At 63.7% G+C, this 17,206-nt stretch carries 13 protein-coding genes; 7 read left to right on the forward strand and 6 right to left on the reverse strand.

Annotated elements, in window-relative coordinates:
* Positions 1-19: 19 nt before the first annotated feature.
* Both C0Z18_RS06040 and C0Z18_RS06045 read left to right on the forward strand, forming a co-directional pair.
* A complete protein-coding gene (locus C0Z18_RS06040; protein ID WP_102644478.1) occupies positions 20-1,297 on the forward strand; it encodes a hypothetical protein in 1,278 nt (425 codons plus the stop codon).
* A gap of 341 nt (positions 1,298-1,638) precedes the next feature.
* Complete coding sequence (locus tag C0Z18_RS06045) at positions 1,639-3,615, forward strand: hypothetical protein (protein ID WP_146013949.1); 1,977 nt, start codon at positions 1,639-1,641, stop codon at positions 3,613-3,615.
* A gap of 69 nt (positions 3,616-3,684) precedes the next feature.
* On the opposite strand, the gene C0Z18_RS06050 is transcribed toward C0Z18_RS06045, so the two are convergent.
* Positions 3,685-5,097 (reverse strand): hypothetical protein, encoded by a 1,413-nt coding sequence (locus tag C0Z18_RS06050; protein ID WP_146013950.1) that lies wholly within the window; start codon positions 5,095-5,097, stop codon positions 3,685-3,687.
* A gap of 311 nt (positions 5,098-5,408) precedes the next feature.
* Positions 5,409-6,992 (reverse strand): ShET2/EspL2 family type III secretion system effector toxin, encoded by a 1,584-nt coding sequence (locus C0Z18_RS06055; protein ID WP_102644481.1) that lies wholly within the window; start codon positions 6,990-6,992, stop codon positions 5,409-5,411.
* Between the two features lie 404 nt (positions 6,993-7,396).
* On the opposite strand from C0Z18_RS06055, the gene C0Z18_RS06060 reads away from it, so the two are divergent.
* The 5 genes from C0Z18_RS06060 (at position 7,397) to C0Z18_RS06080 (ending at position 13,197) form a co-directional block, all read left to right on the forward strand.
* Complete coding sequence (locus tag C0Z18_RS06060; protein ID WP_102644482.1) at positions 7,397-7,909, forward strand: sigma-70 family RNA polymerase sigma factor; 513 nt, start codon at positions 7,397-7,399, stop codon at positions 7,907-7,909.
* A gap of 8 nt (positions 7,910-7,917) precedes the next feature.
* Positions 7,918-8,895: a FecR family protein gene (locus C0Z18_RS06065; RefSeq protein WP_102644483.1), complete on the forward strand. Its 978-nt coding sequence runs from the start codon at positions 7,918-7,920 to the stop codon at positions 8,893-8,895.
* 152 nt (positions 8,896-9,047) lie between these two features.
* A complete protein-coding gene (locus C0Z18_RS06070) occupies positions 9,048-9,824 on the forward strand; it encodes an energy transducer TonB (RefSeq protein WP_158244205.1) in 777 nt (258 codons plus the stop codon).
* Positions 9,825-9,877: 53 nt separating this feature from the next.
* On the forward strand, positions 9,878-10,651 hold the full coding sequence (locus C0Z18_RS06075) for a response regulator transcription factor (protein ID WP_102644485.1): 774 nt from the start codon (positions 9,878-9,880) through the stop codon (positions 10,649-10,651).
* 257 nt (positions 10,652-10,908) lie between these two features.
* Positions 10,909-13,197 (forward strand): TonB-dependent siderophore receptor, encoded by a 2,289-nt coding sequence (locus C0Z18_RS06080; RefSeq protein ID WP_158244206.1) that lies wholly within the window; start codon positions 10,909-10,911, stop codon positions 13,195-13,197.
* Positions 13,198-13,221: 24 nt separating this feature from the next.
* Here C0Z18_RS06080 and C0Z18_RS06085 read toward each other — a convergent pair whose 3' ends face one another.
* From C0Z18_RS06085 to C0Z18_RS06100, 4 genes are all read right to left on the reverse strand, one after another.
* Positions 13,222-13,500, reverse strand: coding sequence for a hypothetical protein (locus C0Z18_RS06085; protein ID WP_102644487.1), 279 nt, complete (start codon positions 13,498-13,500; stop codon positions 13,222-13,224).
* Positions 13,501-13,605: 105 nt separating this feature from the next.
* Positions 13,606-15,765, reverse strand: coding sequence for an ATP-binding protein (locus tag C0Z18_RS06090; RefSeq protein WP_233217150.1), 2,160 nt, complete (start codon positions 15,763-15,765; stop codon positions 13,606-13,608).
* 4 nt (positions 15,766-15,769) lie between these two features.
* A complete protein-coding gene (locus C0Z18_RS06095; protein WP_146013951.1) occupies positions 15,770-16,708 on the reverse strand; it encodes a substrate-binding periplasmic protein in 939 nt (312 codons plus the stop codon).
* A gap of 137 nt (positions 16,709-16,845) precedes the next feature.
* Positions 16,846-17,190, reverse strand: a complete 345-nt coding sequence (locus tag C0Z18_RS06100; RefSeq protein WP_102644489.1) for a hypothetical protein — start codon at positions 17,188-17,190, stop codon at positions 16,846-16,848.
* Positions 17,191-17,206 lie beyond the last annotated feature (16 nt).

Here is a 17,206-nt window from a genome sequence, read left to right on the forward strand (position 1 = left end):
ATTCGAAGAGGTGGGAACAATGAAAAAGGAAAGTGAAGCGGGCATCGCGCCCGGCGCGCGCTGCGCTGCCGATTCCCGTAATAACGACATCCGCGGCGTCGCCCCTCGGTATGTTGCGGCAGCTTTGATTTCACTCGCGCTGTTCGGCTGCGGCGGCAGCAGCGGCGATGCCGCCTCCGGCACCAGCACCAAGGCGGCTGCGGTCCCATCGGGCGCGAGCCAAGCCGCGGTCAATCACGACCAGACCAGCAATCCCGCGACGGCGATTTTGCAGAAGATGGGCGTCGTGCCGCGCCTGCAGATCGGCCTCGGTGCCGGCCAATCGATCGATGATATGAAAGCCCAGGGGATTCGCCCGGACATCATCGACACCTATCTCGTCGGTGTCGGCTCGGGCTCGTGGCCTTACTGGAATACCGATGGCGCTTACATCACCTACACCGCCCAAAACGACCGTGCCAACGGGGCGACGCCGATGTTTACGCTGTACCAGATGGCCGCCAAAGGCGACGGCAATCTGAGCGGCATCAACGACCAGACGTTCATGAACGCCTACTGGTCGCAGGTGCGGACGATGTACGACCGCATCAACGGACTCAATATGCCGGTGCTAGTCAATCTGGAGCCCGACTTCTGGGGCTACATCTATGCGCAGGCGCCCAATCATGACGTGACGCAAATGCCCGCGGTCGTGAACAACCAGCCCGAATGCAGCTGGATGCCCAATAACGCTGCGGGCATCGGCATGTGCCTCGTGTCGATGGCCCGGTGGCACGCGCCTAAAGCGCTGATCGGCTTTCCGCCCGCGTTCTGGAACGGCCCGCCCGACGTGATCGCCAAGGAAATGCAGGCGGTCGGCGCCGACCGTGCCGATTTCATCGTGGCCCAAACCAGCGACCGCGATGCCGGCTGCCTGGAATTGGCGACGATCGCAGAATGCATGGGCCGCATCGGTCCGTTCTATCGCGATGAAAACAACATCAACACGCCCAACTTCCATCAGGAGCAGGACCAATACACGACGTACCGCGCCGCGTTGGGCAACGGACTGCCGATGCTGTGGTGGCAAACGCCGTTGGGCGTAGCGTCCGACACGCCGGGCGGTACGCCGGGACACTACCGCGACGATCACGCCGACTACATGCTGAAGTACCCATGGGAGTATGGCGGCATCAGTACGTTCGCGATCGTCTTCAGCGGCGGCGGCACGTATTCGACGTCGATCAATACCGACGGCGGGCAGTTTGCGCGGCTGTTCAGCCATTACCTCTCGTATGGCGGCGTGGGCGTGAAGTAAGCGCATTCCGCCTCTCCACGATCACGGGCCGGCGACCGGGTTGTCGCTTCGCCGGCCCTATGGCAAGGATGTATATGGTTCGGCCAATCGGCACACAGCAGCCTGTACCGGCACACAGCGCGGGCGCGTCCGCTTCATCCGCTTCGTCCGCGGGATCCACCGAGTCCGAGCGCGAACGCAGTACCCGTGAAACCAGCCCAGGCCCATTGCGCGATCTCGCGCCGCGCACTTCGACCACGGGCGGCGCCGGACCGTCCATGCGGGGCCCAGCGAGCGCCAGCCGCGCGCCGCGGGCAGCCATGATCGATGTGCCGACAGCCCTTCTGAGTCGAGGCGACGACGTGAAAGCCGTCGTCGCGCTCGCGGATACGATCGGCCGTTTGGAAGCGCAGCTTGCCGTGCTCAAAGCGCCGCCCGCGCCCAATGCGCAGGCGGCGCACCCACTGTCGGAAGCCGAGTTGACGCAGGCGATACGACGGCTGCGCGCAAGTCGCGAGCTGGCAAACGGCAAACTTCAAGAGCTTGGCGCCAAATGCGAAGAGGCGCGCGAGGCGGTCGAGCAGTTGAACGCAACACTGGCCGGCAAAGAGCAGCGGCTCGAGCAATTGCAGCGCGAGTATGACGCCGCGCTTGCACCGGAGCCGGCGGTGTCCGCTAAGAAGCCACCTCCAAGCACGGACGCTCTTATCGCCAGCGCCAACGTCAACCACGGTCGGATGAGACAGCTCTCGCGGCAGATCGAATCGCTGTCGGCGAGCCGAGAGGCCGCGGCAAACGAAGCGAAGACGATGGCAGGGCGAGCGGCACTGAGGCAGGCCGGCGAATTCAGCCCGCTCGAAACGGTCGGTGACGTGAGTGAGGATTTGCAGGAGAAGACCGCTCAGTGGTTGCGCGGAGACTCCCGATCATCACGCCGCTCGGCGCGTCCTCCTCGCGATCGGGAGTTTCAAGCAAGCCTGACGACGGCGTTCGAACGCATCGCGGCGCACCGCGGCGATCCGCTCGAGGCTGCGCGGGCGTTCATACGGGCGGCTTCGGGGACCGGGCTCGAGGGCGTGGGCGCCAACATCGAGCGGATGCTCGCCTATGATCTCGGGCTCAGCTTGCGCGAGTCGAATCGGGACGCGCACCGAGGCAAGTTGCGCGGTCGGATCAACAGCGTAAAGCGTTGGCTTGGGCAATCGCCGCCGCAAGTCACGACGCGTCGCATATTCGAGGAGATCGAACGAGCGGCCGTGCAGATGCACAGCGCGCTGCGCCGAGACGCCTCGATCACTCGGTTCGGCGATCAGGTGCTCAGCAAGCCTGAAATCGAAGTGGCCGCAGCGAGGCTCGGCGATTTGTCGGCAAGACTGGATCGGCACCACGACGCGTTCGCCGCGATGGTCGGCGCGCTTGAAAAGCATCTCGTCAAAAGCCTGGAGGTCGACGACGCGCTACGAGAAGAGATGGCGCAACGAGTTGCGCCTCACCTCGATGGCTACTATGGTGCAAAGATCTCGGCACTCGCGGCTGAACGAAAGGCGCTTGGCCGTCCCGCCGCGCAACCGCCACGAACGCGTGCCGCGCCGGACACGCCGAGCACGAGCCGAACGGGCACCCATCTCGAACAGCTCGAAACGCGGATCCTTCGCCTGCAGGGTGAGATTCCGCAATACGCGGCACAGCACAAAAGCGAGTTCGAGCATTACGCGAGCCTCAGTGCGCGTCACATGTCGGCGGCCGACGAGCTCGAAGCGATCGACGGCGAATTGGCTGAACATCAGAACCGGCTCGGCGATCTCCGAGCTTCGCGCCATGAGGAAACGAAACAGCGTGGCGCGCGCGGCGGCGAAGCGGAGCGCATCGAAGGTGAGCTCGAAGCGCGATGGAACACGGCGATCCGTAGCCCCGATTTGCACCGCATCATCTCGCCGGCAGCGCTCGTCCGTGCGATCGACGTTCATTTCGGGCAGAGTCCCGAGCAGATGCGAGCGCGCCTCAACAGGCCGGGGGGTACGGTGTCGCGCACCGGGACGTTTTCGTCGCGCGCCGGGTTGTTGCGCGCAATCGCCGATATCGCCAATCACGAACTGTCGAAGCCCAATTCAGCATTGCTCGCACGTAGCGAAGGCGAGCTTGAACGGATTGCGAGCGGCTATGCCGGCGGGCGCGTCGATGCCCTTTGCAATCACGGCCGCGCGATCGGTGTCGGCGTGCGCAAGAGCGCGAGCGGCATCGTCGAAATGAGAACGAACACGAGCCAATACTCGATCCAATGGGAGCGGGGAACCGGAGCACGCATCAGCCATCTGCATCCGTGGGTCTCGCCGTATTGAGCATAGCGGCGGCGCGGACCCGCTATGACCCGCATCCGCTTTCCTCACGTCGACACCCAATAAAGTGCGCTAACCGCCCGCGCTGCCGCTGCTGCTCGCCCCAGCCGCTGCCGCCTCCTCGAGCAACTCCGCTATCCGCACGATCTGCATCATTTGCCGCGAAATCGATTCATGGTCTCCATCGAGAAGCCGGATGGGCGCGGTGTCGCTTCTGCCGTCATCGAAGAAGCCGACGTCGTCGTCGACGGATTCGAGGATCTCCTGCGCGATGCCCTTCGCCTTCGGCAAGTCCCGGTTCAACGCCGCCGCGCGAGCTTCGTCGATTCGACCGATGTAGCTGCGTGCCCTCGCTTTCTGCTCGGGGGTGGCTTCCTTGGCGGTGCCCAACGCAGCGCACCTCTGATCCAGTTCTTTCAGTGCGCCGATGACGCCGCGCCGGGGTTCCTCCGCGCGCAGCAGATCGAGCAACTGCCGATAGCGCGGCATCACGCGGACCATCCCCTCGAGAATGCCGAATGCATTATGCCGATGAGCGTCGGCCGCGCGCAAATCGAAGTCATCTCGGCCGCGGGCGGCATGCAATACACCCGTCAACGTCGAGTTCAACCATTGGACGTGCAGGTCTACGATAACGGGGTGAGCCAACGCCCCTGCCTGCGGCTCGAGCCGAACGATATGCGTCAGCGGCGTTCGTCCATTCGGGTGGCGAGCCTGCGGATCGACCCGCGGGTTCGCGACGAGCTCATTGAGCATCGATTCCCAATGCGATGATCGCCCGTGGTAGTTCACGGCGTCCGCCCACTTTTCGAGTACCTGCCACAACGGCGTTCTTCCCTTGGCATCGAGCCTATTCGGATCCGCATTGGGATGCAGCGCGATCGCTTTCACGATCGAGGGGCTGGCTCGTTCGATGGCGAGCTGCATTGGGGTTCGCTCGCCGCCGGGGGCAAGATCGGGCAACGCGTCGTCGCGCTCGAGGATGGCGAGGGCCACCTGTTCCGCCCCGCGCGCTCGCTTGCCGTTCATGTTCCTCAGCGCAAGATTGAGGGGCGTCAGGCCGTGCAGGTCAGGCAGGTTGACGTCGACGAGAGGCGCCTTGACGCCGGACACCGGCGCGGCGTGAAGGCCCAAGAACAGCTTCGCGATCCCGTCGTCGCCCTGTAGGGCGGCATGCGCGAGCGCCGTGCGTCCTTGCGCGTCGGGCAGATTGACGATGTCGCGAAAGTGGGTATCGTCATCCGTACCGGGTTGCGCAGCCAACGCCTGCGACAAGCCGGCTACTTGCAAGATGACGTGTACAGCGTCTCGATTGCCGGTGGATACAGCGTGAGTCAACAACGTATGTCCCGCGGCCGTGCGTTCCTTCAGCAACCGCGGCAGCATGCTCAACAGTTGCCGCAGGCGCGGCGCGTTCCCCTTATCGATGGCAGCGACGACTTCCTTGACGGCCGAGTCGTGAGCAGTCGCCCGGGCGCTCGTCATTTCCGCGATCGCCACGCGGGGTCTTGGCGCACCGGGCGACGTAGTCCCTCTGGCCGCGAGAGGCAACGCTTGCGCTCCTCTGGAAGGTTGATCCGCCGATGACGCGGGCGAAGGCTCGAGCGGTCGCGCTTCGGGCGGCAAAGCCGGGTTCGATACCGGAGTTTCCGGGCGGGTGGGGGCGATGGGTCTCATGATCGAAGGCGAATCCACGGGCGAAAGAATCGATACTCGAAGTTTGAGGCTGCGTCCCCGGCCTATGCGCGCCGCTCGGCGAAATCGCGTGGCCAACGTGGAAATAACGGGTGACTCGGCTACTCCAAGTTCGACATGCCGTCTTCGAGGTCCGCGAGCAACCGGCGCGCACTGTCGCTGTCCAGATCGCCGCCACGTTCGAGGTCCTTGACCGCATCTTCGAAATCGAAATGCCCGAAAGCCGGACGCATGCTCTGTAGATAGGCGGCCCGCCGATCGCGCGGCTGCGCCTTGGCGGCCTCGACGAGCGCAGTGTGCGCCGGCATGCCCATTGCCCCGAGATACTTCCGATTGATCGCGTGCGAGAGATCCTTGTCCGCCAGGTAGACGTTGACCGATCGATGGCCCCCGGGCGTGTATAGCGGTTCGCTCGGCTGCTTCAGAAATGCGTCGTTCGGTATCTCGGCGACACTCGTCACCGGGCCGCCGGTTCTGAATTCCCGATCGGCCCCGTAGTAGTACGCCCGCGTGTCGGCGTCCCGGATGAAATCCTTCATGCCGAGCGAGGCGAATTTCGTGTAATCCGTCTCCTTTACGCGAACATGCTCCGACATGCTATTCGGGTCGAAAAAACCAACCACGTATTCCATGGCGTTCGCGCCCGGCGGTCGACCTTTTACTCGCTTTGCCGAAAGAAACATCGCCATGGCGTGCTTGTTCGTCTCCAACAAAAGGCTCACCCGCCCAGGCTTCGGCATTCGCGCGAATCTATCCGCGATCAATTCGCCCCACTTCTCATGGCTCAGCAGAGCGTTCTCGGTGCTGCATTGCTTGATCTCGTGGTACCTCGTTTCGATCGATGCGTCGATGTGCCGGCTCATTCTGGAGCGGGTGCCCATCAAACCGTGACGGACATCCGCCCGTCGCACGGGTCTCGTCGGCACATCCCGATGCGCGTTCTCGGCGTCGGATCTTTCCGCGTCCAGGAGCTGTCGGAGCGTCCTTCCCATCGCCGGCACGCCATGCTCTTTCCGCGCGTCGAATCGCTGCGCGTCCAAGATCTCTCGAACCGCGATATGCCGGCACCAGATCAATTCGCCACGACGGCCCGGGAACGCAACCTCCCCGTTGAGGCTATCGGAACTTCGCGTCTTACCCCTGGATAGGTAGACTTGGCCGGTAGCCGTGCTCGTGCCGACCGTCTCGCCCGCGACGACATGCTTGACCAGCGTTTTTTTGCTTGCGTTCGTTCGGTTCTCCACCTGGGTCGCCGGCGGCACCTTGACCTTCGCCAGCTTCGGCGCGCGCAACGTCAGCTTTTCTCCCGCGAATCCGCTCGCGTCGACGCTTTTCAGCTTTGGCAGGTCCGCCATCCAATGCGGGGCCGAGGTCGTTCCTTCCGGAAGCCGCACGGTCTTCACCTTGGCGAGAAAGCGAGCGCTTCGCGGAGCGCGGTCCTGTATCGCCGCGGGGTCGTGGCCGCGTAGATCCAACGAGGGGCCGCGCAGCCACTCCACGCCTTTGGAGACGGCCTTCGCAACAGGGGCACGCCCTAGTTGCTTGAGACCTTGTATGAAGCCGCCCTGCGCGCTGCCCGCATCGGCCGTGCTACGCGCGCCTCGCGCCTCGGCCGGGGGTGTTGCGGCTGTCGAGCCTGAATCGGCATTGGCTGGACGAGCGGTGGAGGTCAACCGCAATGGCATGAGGGAATCGCTCCTTGCGCGGGCTGTGTTCGGCCCCCAATCGGGCACAACGGGTCGCAGGGTATCAACCGGGGCGGCGGCCGCTGCCTTGACGGCGCGAAACCAGTGGGCGGACAGCGAAACGACTCATCGTTCACTCCCCGTGCGAGCCGACGACGAGCACCGCACGCGGGCGCGGCGGGTCGTTCGTTCACCTCGCCGCGCCCCCGCATTGTCATACTATTGACATACATTTCGATTAAACTCCTGCGTCCGGTCGCCGTCTGCCCCCTCCATTTCCCTGATTGATAGGACTTTTTCCGTCCCGTACTCTGCGTGGGTATCGGAGCTTCCGACCGCCTCATCCGCCGCGGCGTCGACGTTAAACGGAAGGAAGCCGGATAAAGCACGCACGGAGTTGCCGTATGCCCAACGCCATTGCCAGCCGCAATCTCGCGCCGATCGAATCGATCTTCCGCAATGAATACCGGTGGCTGATCAACCGCCTGCGGTCGAAGCTCGGCTGTGCGTTTACCGCCGAAGACATCGCCTCCGAGACCTTCGTCCAGTGGATCGAACTGCCCGATCGGGCAGGTGTGCGTGAACCGCGCGCAATGCTGACGACGATCGCGCATCGGCTCGTCTATGATTTCTGGCGTCGGCGTGACCTCGAACGTGCCTATTTGGCCGCTCTCGCCGCACGGCCTGAAGGCGTGGCGCCTTCGGAAGAGGAACGGGCCATCGTCATCGAGATCCTTCATGCAGTCGATCGCACCTTGTCGGGCCTTTCCGCAAAGGCCCGCAACGCGTTCATCTACAGTCAGTTCCACGATATGACGCACGCCGAAATCGCCGAGCGGCTCGGCGTGTCGAAACGGACCGTGCGCGACTATCTCGCCCAAGCGATACACGCTTGTTGTCGGGCTTCACTCCAGTAATCGACGATATGTCCCGAGCCACGGCATTAAGCACAGCCGCCAACGAGACCGAGCAAGCCATCAGCGCCGCGATTCGCTGGATGGTGCTGCTGCGTTCGGGCGACGCCACGGAACGCGATCGTCAGCACTTCGAGGCATGGCGCAAGGCCGATCCCGCTCATGCGAAGGCGCTGGCCCACGTGGAGGCATCGCTCGGTGCCCTGCTACCGCCCAGTGCGGCCGGCGTACCGCGCCGCGCCGCCGGCGACGCGCTGCTTGCGGCGCCCTCGCGCCGCAAGCTCGTGCGCGGCGTGCTTTCGTTCGGGGCGATTGCGGTCGGCACCGGCGCGCTCGTCGATCGGCTGACGCCGATCGGCCAGTGGAGAGCGGATCTGCACACGAACACCGGCGAGCGCAAGGAGACGGTGCTGGCCGATGGTTCCACCGTCACGCTGGGCGCGCGCAGCGCGGTCGACCTCGCCTATCGCACCGAGGCACGCGGGCTGGTGTTGCGCACCGGGGCGGCGTTCGTCAGAGTGACGGATCGCGACGCCCGTCCGTTCGTGGTTCGCAACGGCAACCGGCGCGTGCGCGCGCATGCGGGCTCATTCTCGGCGCGCACGGAAGGGCAATGGCTGCACGTCGCCGCGCTCGACGCACCGCTGCAAATCTCCGTGGCCGGCGGCGATGCCATGACGCTTGCGCCGGGCCGTACTGCGCGGGCCGGCTTGCAGCGGATCGAGCCTCTGCGCGAAAGCGCGGCCTTCGAAACCTCGTGGGCTTCGGGCCAGTTGCAAGTCGACGAAATGCCGCTCGGCGCCGTCATAGAGCGCCTGCGTCCCTATTTCCCAGGGGTGATCCGTGTGGCAGACGATGCGGCATCGCTCCCCGTCACGGGTGTGCTCCCGCTCGATCAGCCGGTGCGCGCGCTCGATGCGCTTGCCCATACTTTGCCCCTTCAGATCAGCCGCTACGCGGGATATCTCGTGCTAGTCGAGCGCGCCTGAATTCCGTTGTACTCGTTGCACCAGCCAAAAAATAGCCGGCCGTGGGAAAAAAATTCGCCGGAATTACGTCACTTTCGCCCGCTCGTCGCACATACCGTTTGAAAGCGCGAATGCTGGGTCGCAAACGCGCGCCAACGAAGCGAACGAGAGAGATGACGAGTAAGGTCCGCCCCTTAGCGATGCAGCGTCCTCCGGCCGAGCCCAGCGCGAACGCGCGGGCGGCCGGCGTCGTGCTATTCGTCGTCTTGGCGCATCTCGCGCTGTTTGCCGCCCACATGCGCGCCGCGCGCTCGGGCGTATCGGGTCTGCGCGAAGCTCATGCCGTCGCGCCGTCCGGGCCGCTCGAAGTCACTTTGCTCGCCGCACCGTCGCCGGTCGAACGGCCGTCGCCGGCCGGTCCCCCATCCCATGCATCGATCAATCCGCGCGAATCGTCCTCCCAACCTCGTGCGATTTCGCGCAAGCCGGCGCCGACCGAGGCCATTGCGGCGCCGGCACACACAGTTGCGCCGCGAAAAATGGTGGTAGCCGAACCGGCTGCCTCGACGGCCGGCGCCGCGAGCACGCCGAGCGCAGCGGCGTCGGCGGCCAGCACGGCCAAAGCGCCAACCTCGGCGGAAGCGGCGAGGTTCAGTGCCCGGCCCGCGACGAAGCGATCCGATGAGGTGGTCTGCCGGATTCCGGCGCCGTCGTATCCGGCCCGAGCGCGCCGGCTCGAGGAGGAAGGCACGGTCACGGTGCGCATGACACTCGATACCGACGGACGCCCGACGGCCGCGAGCATCGAGCAAGGCACCGGCTTTGCCGAGCTCGATGCGGCCGCGCTCGACGCAGTACGCGGTGCCGCCTGCGAGCCATACATCGAGCGGGGGGAGGCCGTGCCGGTGAGCGTCGTCCAGTCGATCGATTTCAAGCTCACGCAGCCATAAGGGCGGATAAGGGCGGACACAGTTTTCAAGCCAATTGCACCGAAGGGATCATCGTGAATTTCGTCATCCTTACCAAAGACGCCGGCTTGGCGCGACGCATCGAAGAAAGTCTCGTGCTGTGCCGCGCAAGCGGCGAAGCATTTGCCGACGAAATCGATATGCTGCGCACGTTGCGCCGCAAGGTCTACGATCTGACTGTGATCGACGCGCGCGCCACCGATGCGGCCTCGAGCGCGGTCGTCACTTGGCGCCAGTGCCATTCGAGGCAGGACACGCCGTTGCTCGTGGTCGGCTCGTTCGCCGATCCGGCCACGCTCTTTCAATGGTACGAGGCGGGCGCAACCGACATCCTCTCGCTGCAGTTCAATGCGAACGAATTCTATGTTCGCGCGACGCGTGCGGTACTGGGCAACGCGCGCCCCGTGGACCGCGACCCGCCTACGCTGTGCGTCGGACCCTATACGCTCCATAAGGCGTACTGCGTCGTCGAGCTTCGCGGCAAGGAGATCCAACTGACGCCGCGCGAGTTCGCCACCGCCTGGCTCTTCTTCAGCAACGCCGGTGTCAGCCTGACGCGAGCGATGGTGGCGAAATCGATCTGGGGCAGCGAGACCGAGTGCGTCGATCGCACCATCGCGCAGCACATCTATAAGCTGCGTACGAAACTCGCGCTCGGGGCCGAGCATGGCGTCACGTTGCGCACCGTCTATTCGGTCGGCTACCGGCTCGAAGTCTCGTCGAGCCGGGAACTCGCTCATGCACGCTTCGAGCGCGCTTGCGCGCGCGCGCCGTTCGTGTCGACGGCGGCACACGCCGTACTCGTTTGAAGCCACGCGCGTCAGAAAACCCTGACGCGACAATCAGCGCCTTCTGACACCCGCGAACCTCAATAAATCGCTATTTTGGCCGTTCATCCGAAACCGGCGCGCAGACATCGAGCGCGTTTTTTTCCGAACAGTAACGGCGCTCGGATTTGCATCGCTCTAACGTAAGCGGTCGAGTCGACAGTGCTTTAGTCGAGATCAATGCAATGGCGGGAATGGGGCGCGTCACGCGCGCACGTTGGTCATGGCTTGCGATAGCCATGGGGTGTTCGACTGCGGCGCCGCATACTTGGGCTGCGGGTGCACCCCCTATCGAATTTCACGTGGCGGGCGGCCAGCTCGATAAGGTGCTGCTGCAGATCGCGAAGCTCGGGCACGTCGTACTTTCGTTCGACGCGTCACTGACGCGCGGCCTCTCGGCTCCCTCGGTGGACGGCACGATGACGGCGAAAGAGGCGCTCGCCAACGCGCTGACGGGTAGCCACCTCGAATTAATCGAGGTCGCGGGCGGTACGCTCACGCTGCGCCGTGCCGACACGGCAGGCGAGCCAGGCACCATATCGGCGCCGGACCATGTACTGCCGAAAATCGATGTACGGGCCCGCGCCGACGACGATGATGCGGCTAGGCACAGCTTCGTCGTCGCGCGCTCGTCGGCAGCCACGCGTACCGACATGGCGCTCTCGGATGTGCCCCAGTCCGTCGGGGCCGTCAGTCAGGAAGTCATCACCACTCAGCAAGCCGCAACCGTTGCCGACGCGCTCGCCAATGTGAGCGGTGCCACGCCGTTCTATGGCTTCAACAGCTCGGACTACGACGTCAAGGTGCGCGGCTTTCAAACCACATCTCTGCTGGCCGACGGCATGCTCTACGAAGCGAGCGCCTATCCGCCGTTGGAGGGCATTGAGCGCGTCGAAGTGATCAAAGGGCCCGTCACGTTGATCGCGGGAGGCGTGCCCGCGGGCGGCATCGTCAATCTCGTCACCAAGAAGCCCGAGTTCACGGCACAACGCACGCTCACGACGCAGATCGACTCGAACGGCCAGCGCCGGGCAAGCGTCGACCTCGCCGGCACCTTGGGCGACGCGTCTCATGTGGGCTACCGCTTCCTAGCGGCCGGCGAGTTGGACAGCCGCAACTATGGCGGCTACGACGGCAAACGCGAGTTCTATCTGGCGCCTTCGCTGCGCTATCGCGATTCGGCAACCGATATCACGCTCGGCGTCGAGCATTACCGCAATCGTTTGCCTATCCTGCCGTATACGGTCGGCGGCCCCGACGGCAATCCGCTGCCCGATACGCCGCTGACACCGGTCAGCGCGCCGAGCGATTACATCTCCAATGAAATGACCGAGGTTCACCTGCTCACCGAGCACTCGTTCGGCGATGGTTGGAGCGTACGGGCGCGCGCGCGGCTGTTGCGCTACGAGACCACTACGTTTTGGGATCTGCCGTTGGCCGTTTTCGACGCCGGCGGCGACGTGGGACTCGACGCGATCGATGCCCGCACGGTCCAGCACGAGGCTACGGTGGCGAGCGAAGTGGTACGCAAGTTCAAGCTAGGCGGGGTGTCCGGTACGCTGCTCGCCGGCTTGGATTTCTGGCGGTTCGGGTATGCCAACGATCAAGCGCCCGATAACTTTTCGCTGCAGAACCTCTATACGCCGCAGCCGCTGCAAACCGTACCGGGCGGCCCTCTCATGCCGTTCTCTTCTTACGATTCGAAGCAGTGGAGCACCTATGTGCAAGCGCAACTGGCATTCGGATCGCGGCTTCGCGTGCTGGCCTCGATGCGGCACACGAACGTACTGTTCTCCGATCAGCTCAATCAGTTCAGTCAGCACAACAACGCCTGGACGCCGAATCTCGGCGTCAGCTACCGGCTGACGTCGTCCGCGACGTTCTACGCCAACTGGCTGCACGGGTTCGACCAATCGCTGGGTAACCAGACGTCGAACGGCTCCGGTTTACCGCCGATGCGCAGCGAACAGATCGAGACGGGCGTGAAATTCAATCTGCTCGACGATAAGCTCTACGCGACAGCAGCCGTCTACCGTCTACGCAACGACTTTTCGATCGGCCCCGATCCGGCGAATCCGCTCTTTGCAGCGCAAGCACCGGGTCAGCACAGCCGCGGGTTCGAGTTCGATGTCCAAGGGCAAGCGCTGCCGGGCTGGAACGTGATCGGCGCCGTCACCGTGGCGAGCGCCAATGCCGACGGTGGCGATACGGGCGCGCCGGCCGTCCCGGCGCGCAGCGCGAGCCTATGGAGCACCTATGCGTTCAGCCATGATCCGGCGCGCGGCTGGAGCGTGGGCGGCGGCATCTTCTGCCACTCGCGCGCGCCGACGGATATGCCCGGATTTTCGCTGCCCGGTGACGCTCGCGTCGATGCGACCGTCTTCTATCGGGCCGCGCACTGGTCCGCGCAACTGGGCGTGAAGAACGTGTTCGACCGGCGCCTGTACGGCGCGTCGATGCACGCGGTCGCCATTCCCGTACTGCCGGGCCGTACCGTCACATTGACGACGACATTCGATCTGAGCTGAGAGCCGAGTATTCGAACTCACGCGTCAATGCAGCGTCGCCGTATCGGGCCGTTCGTCCCCGAACAAGACGTGCGTGTTTTGGACGGCGCCGCCAATCGCATCGAAAAGCTGGACGGCCGCTTGCGCGCTGAAGCGGATTCGGCGCTCGGCGAAACACCCGCCTTCGTCTTGCTGCATCAAGTCGATGACGACGATATCGATATCCCCGGACGGATGCCGGACCATCGAAATCGGCACGGACACATTGAACGCTTCGTCCGGCGAATCCCATGCATCTGACTGTTCGTTGTTCTCGAAAATCACCGGAAGGTCCTCCCATTTGCAGTTTTGTTCACCAACGTAACGATTGTCCGCAAGCGGCTTCGTATTGCCCCGCGATGAAACGAAATATCGGACACGCCGACGAATTCACGGCATCGGCTCGAGGTGCCGTTCGACGAACGCAAGCAACGCCTTCGATTGATATGCGCGAGCCAACGCGTGCAACGTCGAGGCGAACGCCGCGCAGTCCTGGTCCTCCTGCGCGACCTTGTCCGCCCAGTCCCTTACGCCCCGCATGTCCCCCATGCGCGCAAGAAGATAAAGCTCACGCATTCGCGCTTCGGGCGGAACACGCAGCGTCAACGTCGAAATCCGATCGAGACACGGTTCGGGCTCGTCCCGCTCCGGCCCGTAGATCCACGTGAGCCCCACCAACGATGAAATCTCGGCCTGTAGCCGTGTGAAATCGATCGGCTTCGAAAGAAATGCATTGGCGCCGGCCTGCAGCGCTTTATCGACGTCCGCTTGGGATGCGCTTGCCGACAACGCGACGATCGGAACGTCGACGCCCTCGGGCCGCGCGCGCAGGCGGCGAATGAACTCCAAACCGTCCATACCGGGCATCACGACGTCGGTCAGCACGATCGATATGGGCTCCCGGGCCAGTGCCGCCAGCGCATCGCACGCCGAGCCGGCCGTGACGACGTCGAAACCGAGTGGCCCCAGCAAGTCCCCGATGACCGTCCGATTCAGGGGTGCGTCGTCCACGACGAGCACCTTATGCCGCGGCCCGGCATAGCCCGTTACGTGCCCTTCGTATCGTCGTAAGCACGCGTCTGCGCTCGCGCGTTGGGCCGCCGGCAATTCGAAGCTGAACACACTCCCCTTGCCGACTTCGCTTTCGGCAACGATATCGCCCCCCATGGCCCGTACGAACTGACGGCTGATCGCGAGCCCCAGGCCGATCCCGCCTTCACCGCAGAGCGCGGATCGTGCTTGCTCGTAGGGTAAGAATATTCGCTCGAGAAAGTCCTCGGCGATCCCGATGCCGGTGTCGATCACCTCGAAACGCACATCACCGGATGCCGCTCGGCTAACGCGCAACATTACGCTGCCCTGCGCCGTGAACTTAACGGCGTTGGTCAACAAATTGAGAAGCACCTGCCGCAGCCGGCATTCATCGGCCCGCACCGCTACCGGCGCATCGGGCGAAATCCGAGGAACGAATGCCAGCCCCTTCTCCGCCGCCTTCATCGCAATGACTTCGCCCATCGTCCCCACCGTTGCCGACACCATGACATCGCTGATCTCGACGCGCATCCGGCCGGCTTCCACGGTCGCAAAATCGAGCACGTCGCGAATCAGCGCGAGCAACTGCTCGCCACAGCGCTGAATCACCGCCACGGCGTCACGATGCGTCGCCCGCAGTGAAGCGTCACGCTGAAGCAGTTGCGCATATCCGAGTATCCCGTTCAGCGGGGTGCGCAGCTCATGACTCATGCTGGCGAGAAAGGCGCTCTTGGCCCGATTTGCCGTTTCCGCCTCGATTCGCGCCTCGCGCTCCGCCGCGGCGTCGCGCTCCTCCTGATAGGCGCGATGGGCCCGGACGCTCATTTCGTTGAACGCGGACACCAGTCGATCGAATTCATCGGGCGCCACGCTAGGATTGCGATCGAGCGCGAGCGGTATTGGCGGATCGCGATAGTCGTAGGTATCCACGGCCCGTGCCACGGCACCGAGATGCCGGGTGATTAACCGGTTCAACAACACCGTGATGAATACCGCAATCAAGAACGTGTTCGTCGCCTGGCCGACGATAATCAGGACCGCCGTTCTTGCCACGGCTCCGAATAGATCGTCCAGCGTCGCTACGACGTGCAACGTGCCGATCACTCTGTCGGTGCCCTGCACGCGTCGCACGACCGGGAAATCGCGCGACACGATAGAGCGTCCGGGCGTCGACAGACCAGCGGAAACGACGAACGGCTCGCGGCCGGTCGCGCTCACGCGCACCGAACGGATGTCTCGAAGCCTCAGCATGTCGTCCAGTTCCGATTGCAACTGCGGACGATCGAGCCGCCAAAGCGCCTCTCCAACGCTGTCGCGATAGCTGCGCTCGACGTCCGCTAGGCGCGTTTGCACGAGATCCACGCCCTGCCGATACTCGCGATAAAGTTGTACCGCGGCGAGCAGGATCGTGACGACGCAACTGAACGCGAAAATCGCGGCAAAGAGCCGCAAGACGACGCTGCCGCGTAGGCGATCGATCAGGCTGCGCAAACAAATCGGCACAATGGCGACTCGCACGACCCTATCGCCTTGCCGCGTTACGCGGTGCTTGAACGTTCATCCAATACTCGGCGGGTATTTCGCGATCCTGTTTGGACAACCACGGATTGTCGATCCAGATGACCTTGCGATGGGCCAAGTCCGCGCCATCGAGCGCCGCGCGGATATAAGGGTGTGACCGAAATAGCTGAATATACGAACCATCGGCGTACGCTTTGCGCAGTCCTCCCTCGATGGCGTTCGCGAGCCGAGTGTCGCGTTTGCTCGTATAAAAAATGAAATCGGACCGATAGGCCAGCAAAAGGTGAGTCTCCACGGCCAGATCCGGATTCGCCTGATGCCGCGCTCGCAGCTCGCTGTATGCTTCGATCACACCGCGCGGGTAATAGTCGATGTGTCCCGCTTCGAGCATCCGAAACAACGCGTCGTAGGGCGCCGTTTCAATGTGCAAGCCCGCGCTGCGCAAGATTTCGGTGTCGACCCATCCGATCCCCTGGCCGCCGATCAATGCTTTCAACTGCTCGAGCGTATCGATACGATCGAACTCGGTCTGGCGGTCTTTGCGAATGAGCAGCACGCGAAAACCGATCAGCCCGCGATGAATCGGAATACGAATCGCGCGCAGCTTGGCCTCGTCGATCCGCGACATGCTCGACCAATGCAGATCGATCGTTCGGCCTTCGGCCAATTCAGTCAACGCTCGCTCGCGTTCCATCACGTCCTTGGACGCGCGAATCGTGTAATCGGCGTGGATCTCGCGCATCGCTAGATCGAGGACGGCTTTGGCGAAAGCCGCCCGCGGATCGTCGAACTCCGTGACACGCGGATACACGATATCGAACCGTTGCGCCCGAACAGGCGCCGCATGCCAGCACGAGAATGCGGCCAGCAACACGAACAGCCATCGACGCCATGAGCTCGAACCGCGCGATCGCACGCGTGCCCGCATGATCCAAAGCATCGAAATAGATCCTGACATTTCCACGACCGGCGCACGAAAAAAAAGGCCGTCGATCGACGGCCTCAAGAGCACCAACGCGCATGACAGCGTGGAAAACGCCGGCGCTACAGGGGATTCGTCGAAGTGTCGTTCGAGGCTCAAGACGGAGCGCTCGGCTCGAGGACTTTCAGGTATCGATTGACTTCTTTCACGAGCTCCGTCGTATAGGTGGACGAGAAGCCATCGTCGTCGCCGAGCGCGAGCAATCGCTCGATTCTCCCGCGGAACGTACTGGCGATATCGGCGCGTGTCTGCGCCGGCAGGTGAGAGACGATCGAATTGAGCAGCTCTCCGGCAACCAGCATCCAGGTACCGTGCTGCACGATGGCATTGCTATGCGCTCCGCACAGCTCGACGATCGCGGCTCTGAGTTCGTCGGCGTTGTCGGGGTCGTCATGCGTTCCGACTCCCTCCTCCGACTGCTCTTTTCGTGTCAATGTCATCGGCTACCCATTTCTC

The organism is Trinickia dabaoshanensis (assembly GCF_002879885.1).
In the GTDB taxonomy this organism is placed as follows: domain Bacteria; phylum Pseudomonadota; class Gammaproteobacteria; order Burkholderiales; family Burkholderiaceae; genus Trinickia; species Trinickia dabaoshanensis.